The organism is Ferrimonas sp. YFM (assembly GCF_030296015.1).
Taxonomy (GTDB): Bacteria; Pseudomonadota; Gammaproteobacteria; order Enterobacterales; family Shewanellaceae; genus Ferrimonas.
On record NZ_AP027368.1, the window covers coordinates 521,032 to 545,916 of the forward strand.

Sequence of the window (24,885 nt, forward strand, 5' to 3'; positions counted from 1 at the left end):
TATGAGAGGCGCCTTAGTAACCCTGTTTCTGCTCGGGGGCTGCGCGTCCCTGATGCCCACCGACGAGGCGCGTCAGATCGCCACCGAACCCGGCGATGGCATCGCCGTTCAAAGGCCCGGCCCGACGCCACCGACAGTCCAGGTACCCCAGGCTCGCCAGGGGGCGCTGACTGACCGTGAGATGGCCATGGCCCGGGTGGCCTGGCGTTATTTCGAGAACAACTATCAGCCCACCACTGGGCTGGTCAACGCGGTGGACGGCTACCCCTCCACCACCATGTGGGACACCGCCTCCTACCTGGGGGGCATGGTGGCGGCCCGGGAGCTGGGTATGGTCACCAAGCGGGAGTTCGACGACCGCCTGGTGAGGATGATCAAAACCCTCAATACCCTGGATCTCTACCGGGGAGAGTTGCCCAACAAGGCCTACAACACCCTGAATGCCGCCAAGGTGGATTACGGCAACACCCCGGGGGAGATCGGCTACTCCGCCCTGGATCTGGGCCGATTCCTCATCTGGATGTGGATCATCAAAGAGCGCTATCCCGAGCATGCCCCGGGCATCGACGCGGCGATCCTGCGCTGGAACTTCTGCAACGTGCTGGATGAGTTTGGCACCATGTACGGCGCCATAGGCTCGGGAGACCAGCCCACCCAGTATCTGCAGGAGGGGCGCCTTGGCTACGAGGAGTACGCCGCCAAAGGGTTTCAGCTGTGGGGGTTTCACACCGAACGGGCGTCCAAACCCGAGCCCTACGATCTGATGAACATCTACGGCATCGACATCCCCTACGACTCCAGGGATCCGCGCAAGCTGTCGGCCCACTCCTATGTGGTGACCGAGAGTTTTGCCCTGGATGGCATCGAGTTTGCCTGGGATCACCCCTGGGACCGGGAGACCGGCAGCGAAGGGTTCAGTCATCTGTGGATGGCCGACTTTGCCCAGCGGGTCTACGCGGTTCAGGAGGCACGCTACCTGGATACCGGCATCATCACCGCCCGTACCGAGCACCAGCTGGATAAGGCGCCCTATTTCGTTTACGACACCGTCTACACCGACGGCTACGCCTGGAACACCATCTCTGAGAAGGGTGAATATATGCCCCAGTATGCGGCGGTGTCCATCAAGGGGGCCATCGGCCTCTGGGTACTTTGGGACACGCCCTATACGGATCTGCTGTTCGAGCACATCGCCGATCTCTACAACCCGGAGAAGGGCTTTTATGAGGGGATCTATGAAAATGGCACAGGCCTCATCAACACCTACACCTCCAACAACAATGGCATCCTGCTGGAAGCCCTGGCCTACAAGGCCTTTGGTAAACTGGCAAGGCGGCATCCCTGGAATCCGCCCAGTCGCTGGGAGAAGGCACTGAATGATGAGTTCAGTCCCTACCTGGGCCGGTGCCTGCCTTCGAAGCACAGCTGCCCGACTTGCCGTAGCTGCCCTGACTGCAATTAGTCTGGCGGGCTGCGGTTCCCTGGTGAGAGGGGTGCAGGGCTCCTATCAGGGCCTGGTGAACTCCGAGTGGTTCTGGCATGGCCGTCATGGGGCCCTGACAGAGAAGGAGCTTGCCTGGGCCACCACCGCCTGGCGTTACGTGGAGCGGAACACCCAGGCCGACAGTGGCCTGGTGGGCGCCATCGATGGTTACCCGGGGTTTACCATGACCAACCTGGCCGAGTATCTGGCGGCCCTCAACAGCGCCTACCGCTTCTCTCTGGTGGAGGAGAAGGAGTTTGACGAGCGGCTTTCCGCGGTGCTGGAGTTCCTCAATGAGATGGATCTGGTGGGAGCCGGGTTGCCCAACCGCAGCTATCATGCGGCCACCGGTGACATGGTGGATTACGGGCTGCAGCCGGCTCAGGTGGGCTGGTCTGCCCTGGAGTTGGGTCGGTTGCTGATCTGGCTCAACTACTATCGCCGTCACTACCCCAGGTTTGCCGAATACATCGACAAGGCGGTGCTGCGCTGGGATTTCTGTGGCCTGCTGGATGATGACGGCAGCCTGATAGGAGGGCGCCGCACCGAGTCCGGATGGCAGCGGTATCAGGAGGGGCGCCTCGGCTATGAGGAGTACGCCACCTATGGCTACTACCTGTGGGGGTTCGATCCGGCCCGGGCGGATCGGCTGGAGCCCTTCGAGGTGCGCAGATTCTACCGGCTGCCCCTGCTGGTGGATGGCCGGGACCCGAGAGAGGATGGCGTGATTGCCCCCCTGGTGCCCACCCCCTACTGGTACGCCGGGATGGAATTCAACTGGGACAACTGGGGAGACAAGGAGAGTGGTGATACCCACCACAGCCGCCCCCACCTGGCGGAGCAGGCCAAGAACCTCTATCTGATCCAGGAGCGGCGCTGGCAGGAGGACGCCCTCTATACTGCTCGCGCCGAGCACCTGATGAGCGAGCCGCCCTATTTTGTCTATGATGCCATCTTCGGCCTGGGCTCCCCCTTCCCCACCCTGGATGACCAAGGCAACTTTCACGATGATGACGCCATGGTGGCCACCAAGGCGGTATTCATGATGTGGGTACTGTGGAACCGGGAGTACACCGACCGCCTGATGGCGGTGACCGAGCACCTGTACGATGCTGAGCGCGGCTGGTATGAGGGGCGGTGGGAGCGCAGTGCCGGCTATGAGCAGGTGTTCTCACTGAGCACCAATGCAGCAGTGCTGCAGGCACTGCTCTACAAGGTGGAGGGCAAACTGTTTCGCCAGCCGCCGCCCATCTCCCGGCTGGAAAGGGTCAGGGGCGATGAGTTCATCCATCCGGGGCGCTGCCAGCCCTACTCGGAAAATACCCCATAGGCCTGAATTCGGCCGGACACAGGCTGAGCGCCGCTGCTGAACAGCAGGGCGCGAACCTCCCCCTCTGGCCGTTGTCGCCAAAGAAACCCCGTGTCGTTGCTGTAGCGTCGCCAGCTCTGCCCCAACTGGGACAGGGGCAGATGCAGCCTAAGCTGCCGCTCTCCGGGCTCGCCATAGCCGATGGCCCGCGCCGAGCGTTCAAACCCATCGGCGTCTGCCACCCCGACCCACAGATGGTCGGTCAGGGGCTGATCCAGGGTCAGGGTCAGCCACAGCCCCTCGCTGGCACCTGGCAGGGGAGTGGGTAGGGTCAGGCGCTGCCACTGCGCCAGGCGGAAGGGGAGGGGATCGTCCGACAGCAGCTGGGGCTCGGGAGAGGGGGGCAGAGTCAGCCTGTGAAGCCAGCGTCCTTTGGGGTGCAGCCTCAGGGTGGTCTCGCCCTGGAGCCCGTGAAGGGGCAAAGGCAGCTGCAGCCGGTCACCGCTGCCGCTGATGCGTCGCCCCCGGCTGTCCTCCAGGTACCAGTGGCCCCAACCACTGAGCCTGAGATCCAACAGGGTCGCCGTGGAGTCATCGGCAATGATTCTGGGAGGGGGAGGGGCCTGGGCCAGCTGGTTCAGGGCGGCGGCGGCCGCCTTGGGATCATGGCCGGGGGTGAACAGGCCGAAGTGGCGCTCCGATTCTGCGAACCACCCCTGTTGCCTGGGATCGTCGGTGGCGCTGAACCAGCCCAGGGACACCAGGTTGTGACGCCTGAGGGTGGGCAGCATCCGTTTGACCCGGGCCAGTTCCAGGGCCTGACGCCCCTGCCAGCCCGGTTGAGAGGGCAGCGCCAGGTAGGCCAGATGATAGGGCAGGTCCAGGGACTGCTTCAGCAGACGGCTCAGCCTCAGGGTGCGGAACCAGGGTGACCACTCCAGGCTCTGCTGACTGAGCTCGGTGTGGGGGGAGACCATCAGCATGGAGCCCACGAAGTCTCCCTGGGCCAGGCTCTGCAGCACAGGTTCGCTGAGGGGTTGATCCGGGGCCAGCCAGTCCCCCATCACCAGCCCGATTTTAGCTTGAGGCAGTGCCTGGCGGAGCAGCCCGGTGACCTCGGCCATCCGTTCGGGCCATTGCTCCCATTGATCGATGCCGTTCTTGTTGAACTCAGGCTCCAGCAGCAGGGTGACCTGAGGCAGGGGTTTGAGCAGAGGGATCAGCCGGGTGCGCACCATCTCCAGATAGTCCTGCCAGTGCTGGCGGACAAACTCCGGGGAGATCTCATCGCCGAAGTACCAGACGGCCACCTGGGGGGAGTAGCCGGCACGGCTGGCGGCCAGCAGCAGATCCGGCTGCAGCCAGTTCCAGTCGCTGTGACGGCTGATCCACAGGGTCAGGTGCTGTACCGGCAGCTGGTGTCTGGGCAGGTGGCGCCAGATGGGGCGGTAGTCCTGTCCGCTGCCCGTGGGTTTGTCCAGGTTGAGGCGGGCACCGGAAGACCAGGTCAGAGGCGGGGGAGCGCCCTGGGGCAGGGGACGGGTCAGAGGGGCCAGGGCGTTCAGGCGCCTATGCCAGCTGCGTTTCAGCAGGGAATCGCCACTGAGGTAGTTGTCCAGGTTGGCCTGCAGACTGGCCAGTCGAGAGGCGGCCTCTGCCTCCTGCTCCGGCAGCAGGCAGAAGATCTGGGAGAATCCGGCTCTGAGGGCGGTTTTCGAGTCCGGATAACGTCGGCTCAGCCGGTCGAAATGGGCCAGGGCGCCCTCGGGATCATCGAACCACTCAAGCAGCACTCGTCCCTGCTGAAGGGCCACCTCCTGGGCCAGGACCGAATCCGGGTAGCTGGCCAGGAAGGCCCGGGCCTGCCGTTGCCATCGCTCGGGTTGCCCCTGCTCCAGGGGATGGCTCAGGGCCAGGTAGGCAGGCAGCTCCGGCAGCTGGCCATAGCGCCGGATCAGGCTGCGCAGGTGACGGGCCTCCAACCTGTGCACGGACGCGGGATCCAGGCTGAGGAAGTGGGTCAGCAGCTTCAGGGCCTGGTTCAGCTCCCCCTGGCCGAGTGCCAGGCGCGCTTCGAGAAACACCCAGTTGGGGTTGCTGTCCCTGTGCGTGCGCAACAGCTCTGCGGCCTGGGCAACCTCTCCCTGATAGAGTGCCAGCATGGCCCGGTCCAAGGGCGAGGCCATGGTCAGCCACCCCAGAAGGCTAAGAGTGAGTAGCAGCGGTCTCATCCTGCTGCTCCAGGGTGTCAAACCACTCCAGGTTCATCTTGATGCTGTCCAGTTGCTGCTGTTGTTGCAGTGAGGGGTGGTGGCGCTGCAAGGCTTCCAGGGTTTCCAGATTGGTCTTGATGCCCCAGACCATCACCTGCAGCTTGCTGACCGCCTGGTTGAGGGTGTCGGCCACCTCCTGCATCTCGTCTCCCTGCCGCAGCACCAGAGGATCGTTGAGGTTGCCGTTGCCCACCTTCTCCAGGTGGTTGCGGATGGCAATCACCGGGCCGGCGATGCGGCGGCTCAGCCAGAACCCCGCCAGGGCGGCGAGCACTAAGTTGATCAGCACCAGGGGGATGCCCCAGGCCAAGAGGGCCGACAGGGTGTCGGGCAGTCGGGCATTGATGGCCGCCAGCTCCTGAGGCAACAGCTGGAAGGTCAGCAGGCTGGCCAGCTCCTCCAGAATGCGATCGTAGAACAGGGCAAACTGAAGGGCACTGATCAGGCAGCACAGCAGTGCCAGCAGCAGCACCTTCAGGGTGATGGTCTTGGGCAGGCCACCTGGAGTGTCGCGAAACAGGGTTCCAAATCTACGCTTCATCAGACCATCCTTGTCTATACTTAGCACCGGGAATCAAGGAGGATGCCCGGATGTTGAAGAGATACTGTCTAGTGTTAGCCATCACCCTGCTGACGGGGTGTGCGTCATTCCATGACCATTGCGTCTATTGTGACTCTCCCGATGCCAATGAGACCGAGCGCCAGGCACTCTGGTCACAGCTTCGCGCCGACCGGGAGCGGGCTCTTGCCAGTCAACCCAGGTCCCACACCTGCAGCCATAACCGCTGCGGCGGCGTCAGCGACTGTCCTCATCCATAGCCAGCAGTAGGCTGACCAAGCCGATGGCGGCGGCGTTGTAGTCGATGGCAAACTCGTTGACCGAGTAGTCGCGGGCATCATCCACATAGCTTTCCATCCCCAGGCCCTTGGGGGCGATGCCCGCCTGGCTGTCGCCGTTGGGGCCCCCCACCATCATCCCGGGAGGCACGATGCCGGCGCTGCGGCCCCAGATGTGGTGCAGATTCTTCACCGGCTTATGACCCACCCCAGTGATGTAACTTTGACCCAGAGGGTTGAGCCCCACCAGGTAGTGCCACTGGTTCCAGGCCAGCTCGAGGAAACCGCTGTTGGGCTCCAGGGCATGGCAGTGGGCCAGCATGATCCCCTGTTCTGCCACCATCTTGTTTGAGCCCCAGATGAACCTGCGGTTGGCCACCCGGTAGGGGTTGTCCCTGGCCTGTTCCGCCAATTGTCGGCAGCGTGCCAGCAGCCGGATGGACAGTTGTTGGGAGAGCAGGGAGTCTACGTCTGCCTCCAGCAGATGCAGCGCCCCCATCAGTGACGGGTCCTTCCACTCGAACAGCATCAGACTGCCTGGCAGCTTGGCCCGGATATGGGGCAGCAGCATCTTTTCCCCTGTGGCCAGGTAGAGCTCTACCGCCGCCCAGAATCGGTCATCCCGGTCGTGATTCAGAGAGGGCTGCTGATCCCAGCGGTTGAAGATGTAGGGGCCGGAGCCGCCGTCATCCGAGGTGCGCCAGTCGATGTGCTGGCGGGGGATGGCCCTGAGCCATTGCCACCCTTTCTGGGCGGTCTCCAGGTAACGCTTGGCCCGCTGAGGATCCCGGTCGGAGAGCTGGCGGGCGGCCATGGCCAGCACGGCGACCGCCTTGGCGCTGTCCGGGGTGGAGATGCCGTAGAGGTACCTCGGCTGGCGATCCAGGTGAGGGGGGACCAGTTCGGGCCAGCGGGCACCACCGACCTTGCGATAGAAGGCGCCATCGGGCCGCTGCATCTTCGGCAGCCAGTCCAGGCCAATCAGGGCCTCCTCCAGCATCGCTTCCGCCAGCTCAGGCCGGGACGGTGCCAGTTGCCTGGCGGCGTCCAGCAACCGGGCGGCGGTAATGGTGGTGGTGGCCAGGTATTTGCCGTAGTCACCGGCGTCATACCAACCTCCGCGCACCTCCACATACTGGCCTTCGCGGTGGAAGGTGTCCCCCCGGGCCAGAATGGCGTCATTGCCGTGACCGGCGGGACGACGGTAACCCGTGGCGCCATCGAGCAGGGCACGGCCTGCGTGTTGGTAGAGGTAGGCTCGCACCAGCAGTTCCAGGGTTTGCTCCTGACCGGCCGCGCCGATGGGGAACAGATCTCCGTCACTGCCCTCAAGCTTGTACCAGCCCGGCGACACCTTCCGCTCCGGCTTAAGCCAGCCCTCGGCGTCGGCCACCAGGATGGTGGCCGGGCGTTCCTGCTGGTCGAGCAGCACCACCTTGCTGTCTGGGGCAGCTTTGGCCACCAGGTGGTCGCCGCTGAGGTAGCCACTCTGGTTGAAGAGTATCTGGGCGTTCAGCGGCAAGCTCACCAGCAGCAGCATCCAACGGGTCATAGGGATACCTCGAACTCAAAGTCGCTCCGGGCCAGTCTTTGTCCCTGCTGGTCATGGATCAGGGCCTCTGCGCGGTATCGCCCCGGTGGGAGCGAACGATTGGGAAAGGGGGCCAGGGGCATAACGCTGTCTCCGGGAATATCCAGTTGCTCTCGTCGATGTTCCACCAATTTTTCAGTGTGGTAAAGGGAAAGCGTCAGGCTGGCCTGACGGAGGGACTCCAGGTGGTCATTCACCAGAACCACGGGCAGAGGCACGGTCTCTTCCGGGCCAAACCTGTTTTGGTGGTGGACGATGGAGGGCAGCAGCGGCTGGTAGGCCTGGGCCAGGGCATGAAAGCCAGGCTTGGGGTTGCGCCGGTAATCCAGAACCCCCCAGTTCATCGAGGGCCAGTGCTCCACCAGCATAAACTGGAAAATGGCTCCCACCGGTTTGTACTTCTGGCGCCGGTAGCTCTCGGCGGCGTAGCGGGTGAGCCTGGCCTGATAGGCCTGGGTATTACGCACCAGGGCGGGCACGTCGGCGCCCGGCTCGATGCCGGCCAGCTCGAAGGTCTCCTTGGGTTGGAAGTTGTGGTACTGCCACTGTTCCCAGTTGTCGGGCAGGGAGGGCCAGTCAGAGGGCTGCCCGAGAATGCGGTACAGCACCTCGGCATCGGGCAGGGCCTGGGCACCAAACTCGGTGATCAGCTTTTCGGTGGTGGGGGTGCCGTAATCCTGCCAGGAGCCGCTGTACCAGCCAAACCAGGGGTGTTCTGCGGTGCGGGACAGGGCGAAGGCCGGACGACCGGGATCCAGGGTACGCAGCTTGCCATAGAGTGCCAGGTCCAGCTGCAGATTCTGTTGTGGGGTGTAATCCGGGTAGCGATAGCGCATCCAGTCCGCATCCCAGGGGGGCTCGTTGTGGGCCGACCAGGTGATGATGGAGGGGTGGTGGCCGAACTGATCCACCATCTCCTGCAGTTGGGCTTCCGCCTTGGCCTGAAAGCGGGGGCTCTCCTCATAGCCCCACTGCAGGGGGAAATCCTGCCACACCAGCATGCCCGAGGCGTTGGCCAGTTCATAGAAGCGCTGGGGCAGCAGATGGGCATGAACCCGCACCACGTTGATGTTGGCCTGGCGCATCAGGGCGAGATCCCCCTGGAGCAGGGCTTCGTCGGCCAGGGAGAGATATTGATGGGGAATGTAGTTGGTTCCCCTCAGGAACAGGGGACGGCCGTTGATGGTCCAGCGGCCCAGTTGGCCATCGTAGTCAACACTGCGAAACCCCATGGTGCGCTGCCAGGTGAGCTGGGGAGCGCCGTTGTAGAGAAACTCTGCGGTCAGTCGATACAGGTGGGGAAAGCCCCTCTCGGCGGGCCACCACAGTGGCCGCTCCGCCTTCGGCAGGGTCAGCAGCGCCTCCCCGGCCCCAGCGGTGAGCGCGCCTGGCTGAAACCACTGGGTGGTGTCGCCGTCGAAGTTGACCGGGGTCAGGGTGAGCCGCCATCGCCCCTCCTTGGCTTCTGGACTGTGGTAGCTCAGGTGGAGCCGTCCCCAGGAGAGAGAGCCATCGACGCTGGTGCTCAGGTAACTGCCTTCGGTGGTGACGGCCTCCATGGGCAGCAGCTCGACCCTGCCCCAGATGCCGCCGGTGTTGAGCTCCTGCCCCCGCTCGCCCCAGGCACCTCCCGCCCGGGTGTCATGGTGACCCAGAACCCCCTTGATCAGCCCCTTGTGCAGGGACCAGGAGGGGCCCTCCTGGGGTTCCAGCGGGCTGTCCACCCGCACCGCCAGCAGGTTGTCGCCCTGGCGCAGGGCGTTGGTGGCCTCCAGGCTGAAGGCGGCGAAATAGCCGGAGTGCCCCCCCAGCCTATGACCGTTGAGCCACACTTCGGCGTGATAGTCGACCCCCTCAAACCTGAGCTGCCATCGCTCACTGCTGCCCGGCTGCCACCGAAACCGGGTCCGGTACCAGTGGGCGCCGTGGGTGTCCTGGCCCTGGGGCGTCCAGTTGCCGGGCACCCTGATCTCGGGCCAGTGGCTGTCATCGAAGCCCGGGTGGGCCGGGGCGGCCCCCATCGCCTGTTCCGGCTGGAAGCGCCAGTTGCCGCTGAGATCCTGATGGTGGTCCTGAGGGGTGTGACATCCAAACAGCAGTAGGGCTGCCATCCATAGCAAACGCATACAGTGTCCTGATTTTGGCTGTACTCATTCAAGGCTAGTTCAGGGGAACAAGAGTGGCAACGTACGGTATTGCAAAAGAAAAGGGAGCCAACTGGCTCCCTTTGTTCAGGCTTTCTGCTCCTTGGCACCGGGGCGCCACCACCAGACAATGAATCGCTTGAAGTCGTCCAGAATCAGGTAGAGGCTGGGCACCAGCAGCAGGGTCACCAGGGTGGAGAACAGGATGCCGAAGGCCAGGGAGGTGGCCATGGGGATCACGATCTTCGCCTGCAGACTCTTCTCGAAGAACACGATGGGCACCAGGCCCAGGAAGGTGGTCAACGAGGTGAGTACGATGGCGCGGAAGCGGCGGGTGCCCGCTTCCACCACCGCATCCTTCAGGCGGATCCCCTGGCGCCTGGCCTGGTTGACGAAATCCACCAGGATCAGCGAGTCGTTCACCACCACCCCGGCCAGGGCGATGATGCCGCACAGGCTGAGGACATTGAGGCTCAGCCCCAGCATGTAGTGGCCGATGGCGGCGCCAATCATGCCGAAGGGGATCACCGACATGATGATCAGCGGCTGGCTGTAGGATTTCAGCGGAATCGCCATCAGGGCGTAGATGACAAACAGGGCCAGGCCCGCCCCCTGGAGCAGGCTAACCAAGGCGTCGCTCTCCTCGGCGCTGGCGCCGTCCAGCTCACTCTGAACCCCGGGGTAGTGGGAGAGCAGCTCAGGCAGATACTCTTCGTTGACCTCTTTGGCCACCTTGCCAGGCTCCACCTTGTCCTTGTTGGCCCTCGCGGTGACGGTGATAGCCCGCTTGCCGTCGGTGCGGATGATGGCGCTGTAGCTCTCTGCCAGTTCCACTCTGGCCACGGCAGAGAAGGGCACCTCGACGCCGGAGGGAGTGCGGATGCGCATGTTCTCCAGGTGACCCAGGTTGCGGCGTTCGCTCTCGGGGTAGCGCACCATCACCTTCACCTCCTCCTTGTCCCTGAGCATCCGCTGGGCTTCATAGCCGTAGAAACCGTAGCGCACCTGGCGGGCCAGGTCGGAGAGGGTCAGCCCCAGGGCTTCCGCTTCCGGCTTGATCGCCAGGCGCAGTTCCTGGGAACCGGAGGAGTAGTTATCGTTGATGTCCTGCAGGCCGTCGTAGGTGGCCAGCTTCTCTTTCAACTCGCTGGCGGCCCGGGAGAGCATCACCATATCCTTGCCTTCCAGGCGGAAGGCGATGTCGGCGCCGGCACCGCCGGTGGTGCCCTGGATATCGATGCCCTTAACCCCGGGCATCTGGCCGATGGCGTCCAGCCAGAGTTCGCTGATCTGGTTGGTGTCCAGCAGGCGATCCTCCCCCTTGGTCAGCTCGATGACGAAGGAGCCTGAGGTGCGGGAATCGAGATCCGCCAGCACATGCTTGACCATGGGCTGGCCAAACTCCTGCTGCCACTGGCTGTCCAGGTTCTCCAGCTGATCCTCCATGTGCTGCAGCGCCTTGAGGGTGCTCTCCTCAGAGGTGCCCTGCTCCATGGTCAGCTGCACCTGCATGAAGTCCGATGGGATGTCCGGGAAGAACACAAAGCGGATGTGGCCGGTGCCCATCATGGCCCCCACCAGCACCAATACGCTGATGAAGCCGACCACCACGGTATAGCGCCGGGCGATGCAGGCTTCTAATACCGGCTTGTAGCGCTCCTGGATAAACTGGCGCACCTTGAGGTTGAAGGCATGCTGCTTGCTGCCCAGCCAGCCGGCCTTGCCCCGTTTCTGCAGCCTGGCGTGCACCAGGTGAGCAGGCAGGATCCACTTGGACTCCACCAGGGAGAAGGCCAGGCAGAGGATCACCACGAAGCCGATGGTTTTCCAGATGATGCCGAAGGGGCCCGGCACCAGCAGCATGGGCACGAAGGCGGCGATGGTGGTCAGTACCCCGAAGGTGGCGGGCATGGCGACCCGCTGGGCGCCGGCGATGACGTTGTCCGTGGTGTGACCATGCTGCTCAATCTCGCTGTAGGCGGACTCGCCGATGACGATGGCGTCGTCCACCACTATCCCCAGCACCAGGATGAAGGCGAACAGGCTGAGCAGGTTGATGCTCATCCCCAGGGGCGGCATCAGGAACAGGGCGCCGAGGAAGCACACAGGCAGGCCCATCATTACCCAGAAAGCCACCTTGAACTCCAGGAACAGGGCCAGGATCAGGAACACCAGCAGGGCACCCTGGGCCATGTTGGTGAGCATCATGTTCAGACGGCCCTGGAGGTAGAAGGTGACGTCTCCCCAGTGCTCCACTTCGATGGAGGCGGGCAGGGTCTCTTTCAGTTCGGCCACCTTGTCGCGCACCTGCTCGGAGATGTCCAGGGCGCTCTGTTCGCCGACGCTCTTCACCCCGACAAAGACTGCGGTCTTGCCGTTAAAGCGGGTGTACCTCAGCCCTTCGGTGAACTCGTCGCGGATGCGGGCCACGTCGGAAAGCATCACCCGGGTGCCGTCGGCACGGGTGAGCACCAGGGTGTTGGCGAAGTCCTGCTCGGTGTAGGACTGGCCCTTGGTGCGCAGCAATATGTCACCGTCTTGGGCGCGGATGGAGCCGCCGGGCAGGTCGATGGAGTTGCGCTGCACCGCCGAGGCCACCTCTTCGAAGGTGAGGCCGTATTCTCGGAGCTTGTCCTCGGACAGCTCGATGCTGATCTCGTAGGAGGGGGCGCCGGTCAGGTCGGCGCGGCTGACCGCAGGCAGGTTGGTGATCTCGTCGCGGATCTCCTTGCCCAGCTCCTTCAGCTCCGCCAGGGGGGCATCGCCGTAGATGGACAGCCAGATGACGTCCTGCTCAGGGCGGATGCGGAATACCTCGGGTTTCTCGATGCTGTCCGGGAAGGTGGAGATGGTGTCGATGCGCAGTTTGACTTCATCGAGCACCTCGGCGGGATCCGCTTCATCCTCCACCTCGATGGTGACCGTGCCGCTGGAGTCGGAGGCCACCGAGGTGACCTTTTTGATCCCCTGGACGTCCTTGATCGCCTCCTCGATCTTGATGGTGATCCCCTCCTCGATCTCCTGGGGGGCACCACCGGGGTAGCCCACGGAGACCCGCAGCAGGTTCAGCTCAAACCGGGGAAACACCTCTTTGTTGATGGTGAAGGTGGCGAAAAAGCCGCCTATCAGCAGGCCGAACATCAGCAGGTTTGCCGCCACACTGTTGCGGGCAAACCAGGCGATCAGCCCTTTTCGGGTTTGCATATCACTCATTGGCGCTGACCTCGGCACTCAGGGCACGGCCGTTGGTGGCCTGGGGCTCCTCTCCGAGGATGCGCACTTCGCTGCCATTCTGGAAGGAGTTCAGTGCGGTCAGGGAGATGCGGTCCCCTTTGCTGATGTCGCCGCGGATGTAGACGGAGTTAAGATCGGTGTGCACCACTTCCACCGGGCGGCGCTCCAGCAGATTGCCTTCGCCGATGACCATCACGGTATCGTTGCGCACGCTGTGGCGGGGCAGGCGGATGATGTTCTTCAGGGTGCGTCCCTGGATCTCGGCGTTGACGAAGCTGCCAAACTTCAGCACGCCGGAGTCCAGCTGTCCCTTATGGTTGTAGGGGTCGTCGATCTGGGCCACCAGGTAGATCATCCGGCTCTGGGCGTCGATCACCTGTTCCGAGCGCACCAGGCGGGCGGTCCAGTTCAGGGTGCCTGTGGGGCTCTCCTGGGTGAGGGCCACTTCACTGTCCGGGCTGTCAGGGTTGGTGATGAAGCGCAGCTGCTCTACGCTCAGGGGCAGGCGAATCTCGGCGATGTCGGTGCCCAGCACTTCACCCAGTTTGGTGCCCAGGCCCACGTACTGACCCAGATCCACATCCCGGTTCTTCACCAGGCCGTCCAGGGGGGCGCGAATGACGGTGCGTTCCAGGTTGCGCTGGGCGCGGGCCAGGGAGGCCTCGGCGGAGCGCAGCTTGGCCTGCTCCTGGGCCAGCTGGGGCTTACGCAGGCCCAGCTCCGGCGGCAGGCCGCTGGTGACCCCTTTCCACTCCTGCTCCGCCACCTTGCCCCGGGCGATCTCCTCTTGCAGTTGAGCCTTGGCCTGGGCCAGGTTGGCCTGAGCCTGCATCAGGTCTGCCTGGTAGTCGGCGGGTTCGATAAGGGCCAGAATGTCACCCTTTTTCACCTCTTCGCCGGCAATAAAACTGGGTGAGAGCTCAAGGATGCGGCCACTGACCTCCGCCACCAGTTGAGTCTGATGCTTGGGTTGAACCACGCCGTAGGAGTTGAGGGACAGGGTGATGTCGTCGCTGCGAATCTCCTGGACTTCCACCAGGGGCAGCGCCTGGGTATCTTCCTTCTTCTCGGGTTGTGGCTTGGTCTTGATAATAAGAGTTACGCCGCCCGCCAGCAGACAGAGTATGATGGCGATGGGCATCAGGCGCCTTAACCAAAGCATAGTTGCGTTCCTTCGAGAATGGTTTTGTCTTTATAGCCCCACAGGTTAACAAAATGTTGAGTGGCTCGTGAGGGTTATTTGTAAGTGAGTTTTTGTAGAGTGTAAGAGGCTATGACTGAGAGTAACAATAAGCTTCGTCATAAGGATCAGTTGCTTATAGAAGGGTTCCTGGATCGGCTCTGGGCGGAAAAAGGCCTCTCTGAGCATACCCTGGCGGCCTACCGCAGCGACCTGATGCGCTTCTGCGAATTCCTGATTCCCAGAGGGGAAGCCCTGGAGCAGGTGACCGGGGAAACCCTTCGCCAGTATCTGGAGGTGCGTCAGCAGGCGGGGATGGCCAAGACCAGTACCGCCCGCACCCTGAGTGCCCTGCGCCGCTTCTATGGAGACCTGGTGCGCCGGGGGGAGTTGGAGAATGACCCCCTGGCCAGGATCAAACCCCCCAAACTCACACGACACGTGCCGGATACCCTGAGCGAGTCCCAGGTCAGCGCCCTGCTGGATGAACCGGACAGAGAGGATCCCCTGGAGCTGAGGGACGCGGCGATGCTGGAGCTGCTCTATGCTACCGGACTTAGGGTGTCAGAGCTGGTGAGTCTGCAACTGGAGCAACTGGGACTCAGGCAGGGAGTGGTGCGGGTGACCGGCAAGGGCAGCAAGGAGCGGCTGGTGCCCGTGGGCGAGGCTGCCCTGGATCTGCTCACCCTCTACCTGAAGCAGAGCCGCCCTCAGCTGCTGGCCGGACGGGATTCCGATGTGCTGTTTCCCAGCAGTCGCGGCATCATGATGCAGCGCCAGACCTTCTGGCACAGAATCAAGCTCTATGCGGTGCGGGCGGGGATCAGCGGCAGCATCTCCGCCCACACCCTGCGTCATGCCTTTGCCACCCATCTGCTCAACCACGGGGCGGATCTTCGGGTGGTGCAGCTGCTGCTGGGGCATTCGGATCTCTCCACCACCCAGATCTATACCCATGTGGCTCAGGCCAGGCTGCAACGGCTCCATGAAACCCATCACCCCAGGGGATGACCGTCGGCTTGATGTTCTGAATCAGTGCGTTAAAACCATCCTGAACCGAGATGTTTCCCTCATTCAGGCCGCGGATGAGCTATACACTCAGAGCTGGTTACAAAAAAACCTGATTCGCCGCGGGTTGCGGGGAAATGTAGCTTGGCTAAACAGGTTCCATACTGTAATTTCTGCTGTCACAGCCCGGTCTATACCACTGAGGCGAAACGGAGTCATTAAAATGAGAAAACAGATTTTGTCCCTGATGGGGGCGCTGACCCTGGTTGCGGGTACCGCAGTGGCCGGGGAGGCGGAGGTGAAAGCCGCCATGGAGAAGACCCTGGGCATCAAGGCTGAGGCGATCTCTCCCGCACCCATTAAGGGGTTGTACGAAGTGGTCACAGGTCAGGGGCTGTTCTATGTAACCGAAGATGGCAGCAAGCTGATTCACGGTCAGGTGTATGACCTGAAGAATCAGATGGCCAACCTGACCGAACAGCGTATGTCCGGCATCCGCAAGGAGCTGCTGGCCAAGGTGGCGGATACCGCCATCGAGTTTAAGGCCCCCAACGAAAAGCATGTGGTGACCGTATTTACCGACACCACCTGTGGTTACTGCCGCAAGCTGCACAATGAGATGCAGGATTACCTGGATGCGGGCATCACCATTCGCTACCTGGCCTATCCACGTGGCGGCGCCAACAGCGGTGCCTGGAAGGAGATGGAGAAGCTGTGGTGTGCCAAGGACCCCAAGGCCGCCATGGGCGAAGCCAAGGCGGGCCAGAAGCTGGCGGGCGCCGCCTGCCCGGCCGCTGCCTCCATTGCTAAGCACTACGAGCTGGGTAACACCTTCGGCGTCAGCGGCACCCCAGCCATGGTGCTGGATGACGGCACCATGGTCCCAGGTTACCTGCCTGCCAGCCGCTTGCAGATGCAGCTCAGTAGCCGTTAAGCTAGTCCCAATCCCAGAAGCGGGCCCAGGCCCGCTTTTTTATTGCCCCATGCCGAGTCCCCAATGACCAGAATCGTTCGCCGCGACACCGTGGATGATGCCCATCTGCCCGACACCCTGCCGCCCCTGCTCCGTCAGCTCTATGCCCGCCGCGGCGTACGCTGTGTCTCGGAGCTGGAGCGGGAGCTCAAGGGGCTGATCAATCCAGCCAAACTCAAGGGCTGCGCCGAGGCGGCGGCCCTGCTGGCGGATGCCCTGACCCGGCAGCAGCCGATGCTGGTGGTGGGGGATTTCGACGCGGACGGGGCCACCTCCAGCGCCCTGACCCTGCTGGCGATGCGTGCCCTGGGGGCCCAGCGCATCGACTACCTGGTGCCCAACCGCTTCGATTACGGCTATGGACTCAGCCCTGAGCTGGTGACCCTGGCCCAGGAGATGGGTGCCGAGGTGCTGATCACCGTGGACAACGGCATCTCTGCCCATGCCGGTGTCCGAGCCGCCAAAGAGGCCGGGATGACGGTGATCGTCACCGACCACCACCTGCCCGGAGACACCCTTCCTGAGGCGGATGCCATCGTCAACCCGGTTCAGCCCGGGTGCGAATTTCCCTCCAAGGCGATGGCCGGAGTCGGGGTGGCCTTCTACCTCATGCTGACCCTGCGTTCAGAGCTGCGCCGCCGTAACTGGTTTGCCGAACAGGGGATCGCCGAGCCCAACATGGCCAACTACCTGGACATCGTGGCCCTGGGCACTGTGGCGGACGTGGTGCCTCTGGATGCCAATAACCGGCTGCTGGTGCAGCAGGGGATCAACCGCATCCGCGCCGGGCGTTGCCGCCCCGGCATCACCTCACTGCTGGAGGTGGCCGGCCGCAGCGCGGGTCGCCTGGTGGCGTCGGACCTGGGGTTCACCGTGGGGCCCAGGCTCAATGCCGCCGGTCGCCTGGACGACATGTCCCTGGGGATCGAGTGTCTGCTGACCGAGGATCTGATCGCCGCCCGCCAGCTGGCCAGTCAGTTGGACAGCCTGAATGCGGAACGGCGGGAGATCGAGGCGGGTATGCAGCAGGAGGCGGTCCAGGCCCTGGATTCTCTGCAACTGAGCGACAAGGACCTGCCCTGGGGGCTGGCGCTCTATCAGGGTGACTGGCATCAGGGGGTGATCGGTATCCTGGCCTCCCGCATCAAGGAGAAGTACCACAGGCCGGTGATCGCCTTCGCCGATGCGGGGGACGGCGAGCTCAAGGGCTCGGCCCGCTCCATTCCCGGGCTGCATATGCGTGACCTGCTGGAGCGCATCGATACGCTCAACCCCGGGATGATCCTCAAGTTTGGTGGTCACGCCATGGCCGCCGGCCTCAGCCTGGATGGTGCGCGCTTCGAGGAGTTTGCCTCCGCCTACGATCAGGCGGTGCGCGCCGAGCTGGAGGAGCATCAGCTGACCGGGGAGCTGCTCAGTGACGGTGAACTGCCGGCCCAGGCGCTGAGCCTGCAGACCGCGTCGCAACTGCGGGACGCCGGCCCCTGGGGACAGGCGTTCCCCGAGCCGATGTTTGATGGCCGCTTCCGCTTGCTGGATCAGCGCCTGGTGGGGCAGAAGCACCTGAAGATGGTGGTGGAGACCGAGTGCGGGGCCCTGCAATTGGACGCCATCGCCTTCAACGTGGATCTCAAGCTGTGGCCCAATGGCGGTGTGCAGTGGGTGGAGCTGGCCTACCGGCTGGATGTGAACCACTGGCGGGGCAACGACAGCGTGCAACTGATGGTGGAGTGGTTGTCTCCCAACTAAGAATCTCCGGCAGAAAAAAGGCGCGTTGTGCGCCTTTTTTTGTGTCTGGTTATCCGGTTCTGGCCTGCCCCTTGATGGCCATGGCGCCCAGGACTAGCATCAGCACCAGCATCAGCGGCCACACCAGCACCAGGGACAGCTGTTGTCCCAGCAGGGTGAAACCCACCAGGGCCAGGGCGGCACTGGTCAGGGCCAGGGGCAGCTGGGTGCTGACGTGATCCACCGGGGCGCAGCCGCTGGCGGTGGCACTCAAAACCGTGGTGTCGGAGATGGGGGAGCAGTGATCGCCGAACACCGAGCCGGCCATCACCGCACTGAGGGCGGGCAACAGCAGCTGGGGTTGCAGCTGCCAGGCGATCTCGGCGCCGATGGGGATCATCAGGGCGAAGGTGCCCCAGCTGGAGCCGGTGGCGAAGGCGGTGACCGCACACAGCAGGAAGATCCCCGGCAGCAGCAGCCCCTCTGCCAAGTGGGCCGAGGCCCAGGTGGCCATCACCCGGCCGGTCTCCAGATCGCCGATGGCCCGGCCCACCATCCAGGTCATCATCAGAATCCCCAGGGCGGTGGCCACAGAGCGCAGCCCCATCCAGCTGGCCACCAGCATCGCCTTGAGCCTGATCCCCTGACGCCATTGCAACACCAGGGAGAGCAGCACCGCCCCCAATGAGGCGTTGCGCATGGCGGCGCCAATATCCGCATTGGCCAGCCACTGCATCAGGGTGTCGCCCCCCTCCAGGCCGGAGATCACCGCCAGCAGCAAACTGCCGCCGATCAGCACCAGCACCGGCAGGCCCAGCAACCAGGGACTGCCGGCTTGCTCCTCCTGAGCCTGGAAGTGCTCCGGCCTGGCCGGTGCGCTCTTGAAGCCCAGGTTGCTCCAGGCCACCAGGGCCGCCAGGGCCAGGGTGATCACCGCATAGAAGTTGGTGCAGGCCACCTGCAGGAAGGCGGTCAGGGGCGCTTCATTGAGGAAGGCCAGCCCTGCCAGCAGGGTCATCACATAGGGGCCCCAGCTGGAGAAGGGTAGGATGGCACACAGGGGAGAGGCGGTGCTGTCCACCAGATAGGCGAGCTGGGCGTTGGAGATGCGGTAGCGCTCGCACAGGGGTCGGCTGACGTTGCCGTTGGCCAGGCAGCTGAAGATGCCATCGATAAACACCATCCAGCCCACGGCCACCACCGCCAGCCGGGCCTGGCGGCGGCTGCGGATCCTGGGAAACAGCCAGTGGGCAAAGGCATTGACCGCGCCGCTGCGGGCCAGCTGCTGGGTGAGGATGCCCAGCAGTGCGATGGTGAGGATCACATCCAGATGCCACCCCTGCCACTGGCCGTCGGCATAGAGCTGGCCGGTAAAGTTGTCCGCCAGATAGAGCACCGGCCCGGTGACCGTGCCCCAGTGCAGAATCAGCGCCGCCAGCAGCAAGCCACTGCCCAGGGCCAGCAGAGTTCGGCGGATGACCAGGGCCATGCCAATGGTGAGCACCACCGGAGCCAGACTGAGAAGCTCGTTGGTTATCATATTGTTGTTCTTGTGGAGGTCCGGCCTCCATGATGCAACATAGGGACCCTGGGTGCCAGTGAAGCGCCCGGAAACCGGGCAAATTCATCGACATTTTTTTGCACAAAAACCCCGCAGAACCCGGTGCGATCCGCCCTGCTTTAGGTTAAAATTGCCGGTTTGCATAGTGTCATCAATCTGTAGGACGGAAATGTTCGAAATCAATCCGGTTCAAAACAAGATTAAGGAGCTGTCTGAGCGGACAGATCTCCTTAGGGGGTACCTTTGACTATGACGCCAAGAAAGAGCGTCTGGAAGAGGTTAACGCGGAGCTAGAGCAGCCCGACGTCTGGAACGAGCCTGAGCGTGCCCAGGCACTGGGTCGCGAGCGTGGTGCCCTGGAGGAGGTGGTAAAGACCATCGACACTCTGGATCAGGGCCTGGAAGACGTGACCGAGCTGCTGGAACTGGCGGTCGAGGAGGAGGACGAGGACAGCTTCAACGAGACTCAGGGTGAGCTCGATGAGCTGGAAGCCCGCCTGGCCAAGCTGGAGTTCCGTCGCATGTTCTCCGGTCCCCAGGACGGCAACGACGCCTACCTGGATCTGCAGGCCGGTTCCGGCGGAACCGAAGCCCAGGACTGGTGCAACATGCTGCTGCGCATGTACCTGCGCTGGGGTGAAGCCAAGGGTTTCAAGACCGAGATTATCGAACTGTCCGAAGGGGACGTGGCCGGCCTCAAGAGTGCCACCGTCAAGTTCACCGGTGAGTACGCCTACGGCTGGCTGCGCACCGAGACCGGCGTACACCGTCTGGTGCGTAAGTCTCCCTTCGATTCCGGTGGCCGTCGTCACACCTCCTTCTCCTCGGCGTTTGCCTACCCCGAGGTGGACGACAACATCGACATCGACATCAATCCGGCGGACCTGCGTATCGACGTATACCGCGCTTCCGGCGCCGGTGGTCAGCACGTGAACACCACCGAATCTGCGGTGCGTATTACTCACCTGCCCACCAATACCGTGGTGCAGTGTCAGAATGAACGCTCTCAGCACAAGAACAAAGACCAGGCAATGAAGCAGCTGAAAGCTAAGCTGTTTGAACTGGAAGTGCAGAAGCAGAATGCGGAGAAGCAGGCGGCGGAAGACGCCAAGTCCGACATCGGCTGGGGCAGTCAGATCCGCTCTTACGTGCTGGATGACTCCCGAATCAAAGATTTGCGTACCGGGGTGGAGAACCGCAACACCCAACAGGTACTGGATGGCGACCTGGATCGCTTCATCGAAGCCAGCCTGAAATCTGGCCTGTAAGACTGAGTAGAGAAAATGACTGAACAGGTACAAGACGAAAACAAGTTGATTGCCGAACGCCGCGCCAAGCTGGACGGCATCCGCAAAGAGTGCAACGCCAACGGTCACCCCAATGACTGGAAACGCGAGCACCAGGCTGCAGATCTTCAGGCTAAATACGCGGACAAATCCAAAGAGGAGCTGGAAGAGCTGGCCGAAGTGGTGTCCATCGCCGGTCGTGTGATGGCCAAGCGTGGTCCCTTCCTGGTGATTCAGGATGTGTCCGGCCGCATTCAGGGCTACGCCTCCAAGGGCGTGCAGAAAGAGCTGAAGGCGATCGGTGGTCTGGATATCGGTGACATTGTCGGCATCAAGGGTCAGCTGCACCTGTCCGGCAAGGGCGACCTGTACGTGGACATGGGCGAGTACAAGCTGCTGACCAAGGCGCTGCGTCCCCTGCCCGAGAAGTTCCACGGCCTGACCGACCAGGAGCAGCGCTACCGTCAGCGCTATGTGGATCTCATCGTCAACGAAGAGTCCCGCAACACCTTCAAGGTGCGCTCCAAGGTGATCTCCGCCATCCGCCAGTTTATGACCGAGCGTGAGTTCATGGAGGTGGAAACCCCCATGATGCAGGTGATTCCCGGTGGTGCGTCTGCCCGCCCCTTTATCACCCACCACAACGCCCTGGACCAGGAGATGTTCCTGCGTATCGCCCCTGAGCTGTACCTGAAGCGTCTGGTGGTAGGTGGTTTCGAGCGGGTGTTCGAGATCAACCGCAACTTCCGCAACGAAGGTCTGTCCCCACGCCATAACCCGGAATTCACCATGATGGAGTTCTATATGGCGTACGCGGACTTCAATGATCTGATGGATTTGACCGAGGCGATGCTCAAAGAGGTGACTCAGAAAGTGCTGGGCACCAGCGTGGTCAGCTACGGTGAAGAGACCTTCGACTTCGGTGCGCCCTTCGCTCGCATGAGCATGGTGGACGCCATCCTCAAGTACAACACCGAGGTGACCCGCGAGCAGCTGGCCGACTTCACCAGCGCCTGTGAAGTGGCCAAGGATCTGAAGATCGAAGTGGAGAAGGGCTGGGGCCTGGGTCGGGTGATCACCGAGATCTTCGAAGAGACCGCCGAGCACCGCCTGATTCAGCCGACCTTCATCACCGAGTACCCGGCTGAAGTGTCGCCTCTGGCCCGTCGTAACGACGAGAACCCGGAGATCACCGACCGCTTCGAGTTCTTCGTGGGTGGCCGCGAGATCGCCAACGGCTTCTCCGAGCTCAACGACGCCGAAGACCAGAAGCAGCGCTTCCTGGATCAGGTGAAGGCCAAGGACGCCGGTGACGACGAAGCGATGTTCTACGACGGTGATTACGTAACCGCTCTGGAGCACGGCCTGCCTCCGACTGCCGGTCAGGGCATCGGTATCGACCGTCTGGTGATGCTGTTTACCGACAGCCACACCATTCGTGACGTGATTCTGTTCCCCGCGCTGCGTCCCCAGGGCAGCTAAGCCGGAGTGAATCACTTAAGTGCCCGCCTTTTGGCGGGCATTTTTTTGTCTGAAATTCCAGGGGGTGGCCGATGTTGTCAGCATGTTGTTCCCCCTTGCCCTGCCGAAAGAGATCAAGGCCAGTGGAATTCACTGCCTTATCGAGAGAAAACCAGTGAATTGCAGTGCTCAGGTGCAGAGGCTGCTCCGATGAGCGGCAGGGTTTGGAAAAGTGTGACCTGGATCGGCTGGTGGATCATGCTGGCTTCAACCGGGCATCCAGTGGATGAAACCAGTGAACCTTCGGGTTTCGGCCAGATGTTATATCTGAATTGGGCTCTGTAACTGGATAAATTGCCTGTTAACCGCCGTGTAACCTGTGTCTTTTCTCTGGCATCAGCGATAGTATATGCCGGTCTTACATGAAGGCTCCGCCTTAAGAGAGCCGTCGAAGCGCCACCGGGCGCCCAATACAGGTAGCACCTATGCATTCCAACTCTTTGTCCAAAAGGATCTTTATCGGCCTCTTCTCCGGCCTGCTCCTTGGGACAACCATCCAGTTTCTCCTGGCCGATGTGGCCCTGTTTTCTGAATCCCTGGTGGAGCTGGCCACCCTGGGGGGACAGCTGTTCGTCAACCTCATCATGCTGATGGTGGTGCCCCTGGTGTTTGTGTCCATCGTCAGCGGCGTCTGTGAGCTGCCGGATGTGCGCGCCTTTGGCCGCCTGGGGAGCAAGACCTTTGGTCTGTACATCATCAATACCATCATGGCCATCGCCGCAGCGGTGGCGATCTCCCTGATGTTCCAGCCTGGCCTGGGAGCCAACCTGGTGAGCATGGGGGAGGGGGCGCAGATTCAGTCCACCGACCTGCCCAACATCGGCGAGCTGATCCTCAATATTGTGCCGCGCAACCCCATTACCGCCTTTGCCTCCGGCAACATGCTCCAGGTGATCTTCATGGCCCTGCTGCTGGGCATCGCCATCAAGAAGCTGGGCAGTGAAGTGGAGGGGGTGGCCAGGGGCTTCGGGGTCGCCAACCGCATCATGATGACCCTGATCACCATGGTGATGAGCCTGGCGCCCTATGGGGTGTTCTGCCTGATGCTGAAACTGGGGGCCACCCTGGAGGCGAAGACCTTCCTGTCGGTGCTCAGCTATATGGGGCTGATCCTGGGGCTGCTGCTGCTGTGGCTGTTTGTGGTCTACCCTGTGGTGGTGTCCCTGACCACGGAGATGAGCGCCGCCGAGTTTCGCCGTAAGACCCGGGAGCAGGTGCTGTTCTCCTTCTCCACCGCCAGTTCCAACGCCACCATTCCGGTGACCATGCGTACCCTGGTGGAGAAGATGAAGGTTAACAAGGCCACCGCCGGATTTGGTGTGCCCCTGGGGGCCACCATGAACATGAGCGGGGTGTCCATCTACATCACCATCGCCGCTTTCTTCCTGGCCAATGCCTATGGCGCTCCCATCACCATGGCCCAACTGCCCGCCCTGGTGACCTCCTGTTTCCTGCTGTCTGTCGGCGCCGGTGGCGTGCCCGGTGGCGGCATGGTGATGATCGGGGTGCTCATTCATCAGATGGGCCTGCCGGTGGAAGCCTTTGCCCTGGTGGCCGCCCTGGACCGGGTGATCGACATGGTGCTGACCTCCACCAATGTGGTGGGGGATACTGCGGTGGTGACCATAGTGGACCGCAGTGAGGCTCGCCAGGCCCTGCTGGAGGAGCGCACCGAACTGTCCGGTTAACCCCTCATCGGCCTGGATAAAGACCCCGCTCCGGCGGGGTTTTTCTTTGTGGGGGTTCTGTTATTCTGGTTAACAGTTCAACGCCACACGAGGGATGGGAATGAGCCTTTGGGTTAACGGCACCGTAGTCGAACGGATCGACTGGAACGATAAACTCTTCACTCTCAAGGTGGAGGCCGAGGTGGAGCCCTATGTGGCCGGCCAGTTCACCAAGCTGGGGCTGGAGCAGGACGGGGAGCGGGTGCAAAGGGCCTACTCCTTCGTCAATGCGCCCGGTGAGTCCTTGCTGGAGTTTCTGGCGGTGTCCGTGGAGGAGGGGAAACTCTCCCCCAGGCTGCAGGACCTTCGCCCCGGCGATCAACTGATGGTGGCCAAGCGTCCCACCGGGTTTATGGTGCTCGACGAAGTCCCCGCCGGCCGTGACCTGTGGATGCTGGCGACCGGCACCGCCGTCGGCCCCTTCCTCTCCATACTTCGCGACCCGGCAAGCTGGGATCAGTTCGAGTCCTTCAACCTGGTGTACGCGGTACGCAACCTGGAGGACATGGCCTATCTGGAGGAGATTCGCGCCCTGGAACAGGCTCGCCCTGAGCAGTTTAAGTTCATCCCCGTGGTCAGCCGTGAAGAGGTGGAAGGGATGCTCAAGGGGCGAATTCCGGCACTGATCTCCGGCGGTCAGATTCAGGAGTACGCCGACCGGCCCATCACCCCCTCGCGCAGTCAGGTGATGGTGTGCGGCAATCCGGACATGATTCGCGATACCCTGGCGGTGCTGGAGGGGATGAAGCTGAGGAAAAACCTGCGGCGCACCCCGGGACAGATCACCATGGAGAAGTACTGGTAGACTCCCCTGGAGTCCGGTTTACTCTTCCCGGCGAAACTGGTTCTGCTCCGGCAGGTAGTGAAAGCCGATGGCGCCCAGCTTGTGTTCCAACTGGGCGCCGCTTATTCCCAGATCCTCCTCAAGCTCTCCAAGGTTCTCGCAGGACAGCCTCAGGCGCTCATTGACGATGCCCAGCAGAATGTGGGCATCCAGCAGTTCCGGCCGTTGAATCTCCATAATGCCTCC

18 protein-coding genes are annotated in these 24,885 nt (G+C 62.6%); 10 read left to right on the plus strand and 8 right to left on the minus strand.

Annotated features, from left to right (window positions below):
• Nucleotide 1 precedes the first annotated feature (1 nt).
• Nucleotides 2-1,462, plus strand: coding sequence for a DUF3131 domain-containing protein (locus QUE41_RS02510; protein WP_286341384.1), 1,461 nt, complete (start codon nucleotides 2-4; stop codon nucleotides 1,460-1,462).
• Nucleotides 1,377-2,813, plus strand: coding sequence for a DUF3131 domain-containing protein (locus QUE41_RS02515; protein WP_286341385.1), 1,437 nt, complete (start codon nucleotides 1,377-1,379; stop codon nucleotides 2,811-2,813). Before QUE41_RS02510 ends, QUE41_RS02515 begins: the two co-directional genes overlap by 86 nt.
• On the opposite strand, the gene QUE41_RS02520 is transcribed toward QUE41_RS02515, so the two are convergent.
• Together QUE41_RS02520 and QUE41_RS02525 are read right to left on the minus strand one after the other, a co-directional pair.
• Nucleotides 2,792-5,023: a tetratricopeptide repeat protein gene (locus QUE41_RS02520; protein WP_286341386.1), complete on the minus strand. Its 2,232-nt coding sequence runs from the start codon at nucleotides 5,021-5,023 to the stop codon at nucleotides 2,792-2,794. The genes QUE41_RS02515 and QUE41_RS02520 overlap by 22 nt on opposite strands.
• On the minus strand, nucleotides 4,998-5,606 hold the full coding sequence (locus QUE41_RS02525) for a HAMP domain-containing protein (RefSeq protein WP_286341387.1): 609 nt from the start codon (nucleotides 5,604-5,606) through the stop codon (nucleotides 4,998-5,000). Before QUE41_RS02525 ends, QUE41_RS02520 begins: the two co-directional genes overlap by 26 nt.
• 50 nt (nucleotides 5,607-5,656) lie before the next feature.
• Here QUE41_RS02525 and QUE41_RS02530 point away from each other — a divergent pair, with 50 nt between their 5' ends.
• Nucleotides 5,657-5,884, plus strand: coding sequence for a hypothetical protein (locus QUE41_RS02530; protein WP_286341388.1), 228 nt, complete (start codon nucleotides 5,657-5,659; stop codon nucleotides 5,882-5,884).
• Here QUE41_RS02530 and QUE41_RS02535 read toward each other — a convergent pair.
• From QUE41_RS02535 to QUE41_RS02550, 4 genes are all read right to left on the minus strand, one after another.
• Nucleotides 5,862-7,454 carry a glycoside hydrolase family 9 protein gene (locus tag QUE41_RS02535; protein WP_286341389.1) on the minus strand — a complete coding sequence of 531 codons (1,593 nt, stop codon included), beginning with the start codon at nucleotides 7,452-7,454 and terminating at the stop codon, nucleotides 5,862-5,864. The genes QUE41_RS02530 and QUE41_RS02535 overlap by 23 nt on opposite strands.
• The gene (locus QUE41_RS02540) at nucleotides 7,451-9,619 is read right to left on the minus strand and encodes a glycoside hydrolase family 2 protein (RefSeq protein WP_286341390.1); all 2,169 of its coding nucleotides are present in this window, start codon (nucleotides 9,617-9,619) and stop codon (nucleotides 7,451-7,453) included. The genes QUE41_RS02535 and QUE41_RS02540 overlap by 4 nt, the downstream gene beginning before the upstream one ends.
• A 105-nt stretch (nucleotides 9,620-9,724) precedes the next feature.
• Nucleotides 9,725-12,841, minus strand: coding sequence for an efflux RND transporter permease subunit (locus tag QUE41_RS02545; RefSeq protein WP_286341391.1), 3,117 nt, complete (start codon nucleotides 12,839-12,841; stop codon nucleotides 9,725-9,727).
• Between the two features lies 1 nt (nucleotide 12,842).
• On the minus strand, nucleotides 12,843-14,033 hold the full coding sequence (locus QUE41_RS02550) for an efflux RND transporter periplasmic adaptor subunit (RefSeq protein ID WP_286341392.1): 1,191 nt from the start codon (nucleotides 14,031-14,033) through the stop codon (nucleotides 12,843-12,845).
• A gap of 111 nt (nucleotides 14,034-14,144) precedes the next feature.
• On the opposite strand from QUE41_RS02550, the gene xerD reads away from it, so the two are divergent.
• From xerD to recJ, 3 genes are all read left to right on the plus strand, one after another.
• Nucleotides 14,145-15,062, plus strand: coding sequence for a site-specific tyrosine recombinase XerD (xerD, locus tag QUE41_RS02555; RefSeq protein WP_286341393.1), 918 nt, complete (start codon nucleotides 14,145-14,147; stop codon nucleotides 15,060-15,062).
• Nucleotides 15,063-15,282: 220 nt separating this feature from the next.
• On the plus strand, nucleotides 15,283-15,993 hold the full coding sequence (gene dsbC / locus QUE41_RS02560; protein WP_353506864.1) for a bifunctional protein-disulfide isomerase/oxidoreductase DsbC: 711 nt from the start codon (nucleotides 15,283-15,285) through the stop codon (nucleotides 15,991-15,993).
• Nucleotides 15,994-16,056: 63 nt separating this feature from the next.
• On the plus strand, nucleotides 16,057-17,781 hold the full coding sequence (recJ, locus tag QUE41_RS02565; RefSeq protein ID WP_286341394.1) for a single-stranded-DNA-specific exonuclease RecJ: 1,725 nt from the start codon (nucleotides 16,057-16,059) through the stop codon (nucleotides 17,779-17,781).
• Nucleotides 17,782-17,830: 49 nt separating this feature from the next.
• On the opposite strand, the gene QUE41_RS02570 is transcribed toward recJ, so the two are convergent.
• Entirely contained in the window at nucleotides 17,831-19,297 is a 1,467-nt protein-coding gene (locus QUE41_RS02570; protein WP_502876010.1) for a Na+/H+ antiporter NhaC family protein, read from the minus strand.
• Between the two features lie 193 nt (nucleotides 19,298-19,490).
• Between QUE41_RS02570 and prfB the strand changes: the two genes are divergently transcribed.
• From prfB to QUE41_RS02590, 4 genes are all read left to right on the plus strand, one after another.
• A protein-coding gene (gene prfB / locus QUE41_RS02575) for a peptide chain release factor 2 (protein ID WP_286341396.1) occupies nucleotides 19,491-20,589 on the plus strand; the annotation gives its coding sequence in 2 pieces (ribosomal slippage) (nucleotides 19,491-19,565 and nucleotides 19,567-20,589; 1,098 coding nt in all).
• Nucleotides 20,590-20,604: 15 nt separating this feature from the next.
• A complete protein-coding gene (gene lysS, locus QUE41_RS02580; protein ID WP_286341397.1) occupies nucleotides 20,605-22,089 on the plus strand; it encodes a lysine--tRNA ligase in 1,485 nt (494 codons plus the stop codon).
• Between the two features lie 464 nt (nucleotides 22,090-22,553).
• Nucleotides 22,554-23,816: a dicarboxylate/amino acid:cation symporter gene (locus QUE41_RS02585; RefSeq protein WP_286341398.1), complete on the plus strand. Its 1,263-nt coding sequence runs from the start codon at nucleotides 22,554-22,556 to the stop codon at nucleotides 23,814-23,816.
• 100 nt (nucleotides 23,817-23,916) lie between these two features.
• Nucleotides 23,917-24,660 (plus strand): ferredoxin--NADP reductase, encoded by a 744-nt coding sequence (locus QUE41_RS02590; protein ID WP_286341399.1) that lies wholly within the window; start codon nucleotides 23,917-23,919, stop codon nucleotides 24,658-24,660.
• An 18-nt stretch (nucleotides 24,661-24,678) separates the two neighbouring features.
• On the opposite strand, the gene QUE41_RS02595 is transcribed toward QUE41_RS02590, so the two are convergent.
• Nucleotides 24,679-24,876, minus strand: a complete 198-nt coding sequence (locus tag QUE41_RS02595) for a DUF4250 domain-containing protein (protein WP_286341400.1) — start codon at nucleotides 24,874-24,876, stop codon at nucleotides 24,679-24,681.
• Nucleotides 24,877-24,885: the final 9 nt, after the last annotated feature.

Bases quoted from the DNA above. Each gene is read 5' to 3' on its own strand.
- lysS (WP_286341397.1), top strand. From the start codon at position 20,605: ATGACTGAACAGGTACAAGACGAAAACAAGTTGATTGCCGAACGCCGC.
- QUE41_RS02510 (WP_286341384.1), top strand. From the start codon at position 2: ATGAGAGGCGCCTTAGTAACCCTGTTTCTGCTCGGGGGCTGCGCGTCC.
- QUE41_RS02550 (WP_286341392.1), bottom strand. From the start codon at position 14,033: ATGCTTTGGTTAAGGCGCCTGATGCCCATCGCCATCATACTCTGTCTG.
- QUE41_RS02530 (WP_286341388.1), top strand. From the start codon at position 5,657: ATGTTGAAGAGATACTGTCTAGTGTTAGCCATCACCCTGCTGACGGGG.
- QUE41_RS02540 (WP_286341390.1), bottom strand. From the start codon at position 9,619: ATGCGTTTGCTATGGATGGCAGCCCTACTGCTGTTTGGATGTCACACC.
- QUE41_RS02585 (WP_286341398.1), top strand. From the start codon at position 22,554: ATGCATTCCAACTCTTTGTCCAAAAGGATCTTTATCGGCCTCTTCTCC.
- dsbC (WP_353506864.1), top strand. From the start codon at position 15,283: ATGAGAAAACAGATTTTGTCCCTGATGGGGGCGCTGACCCTGGTTGCG.
- QUE41_RS02535 (WP_286341389.1), bottom strand. From the start codon at position 7,454: ATGACCCGTTGGATGCTGCTGCTGGTGAGCTTGCCGCTGAACGCCCAG.
- xerD (WP_286341393.1), top strand. From the start codon at position 14,145: ATGACTGAGAGTAACAATAAGCTTCGTCATAAGGATCAGTTGCTTATA.
- QUE41_RS02595 (WP_286341400.1), bottom strand. From the start codon at position 24,876: ATGGAGATTCAACGGCCGGAACTGCTGGATGCCCACATTCTGCTGGGC.
- QUE41_RS02545 (WP_286341391.1), bottom strand. From the start codon at position 12,841: ATGCAAACCCGAAAAGGGCTGATCGCCTGGTTTGCCCGCAACAGTGTG.
- QUE41_RS02520 (WP_286341386.1), bottom strand. From the start codon at position 5,023: ATGAGACCGCTGCTACTCACTCTTAGCCTTCTGGGGTGGCTGACCATG.
- QUE41_RS02590 (WP_286341399.1), top strand. From the start codon at position 23,917: ATGAGCCTTTGGGTTAACGGCACCGTAGTCGAACGGATCGACTGGAAC.
- QUE41_RS02525 (WP_286341387.1), bottom strand. From the start codon at position 5,606: ATGAAGCGTAGATTTGGAACCCTGTTTCGCGACACTCCAGGTGGCCTG.
- recJ (WP_286341394.1), top strand. From the start codon at position 16,057: ATGACCAGAATCGTTCGCCGCGACACCGTGGATGATGCCCATCTGCCC.
- QUE41_RS02515 (WP_286341385.1), top strand. From the start codon at position 1,377: ATGATGAGTTCAGTCCCTACCTGGGCCGGTGCCTGCCTTCGAAGCACA.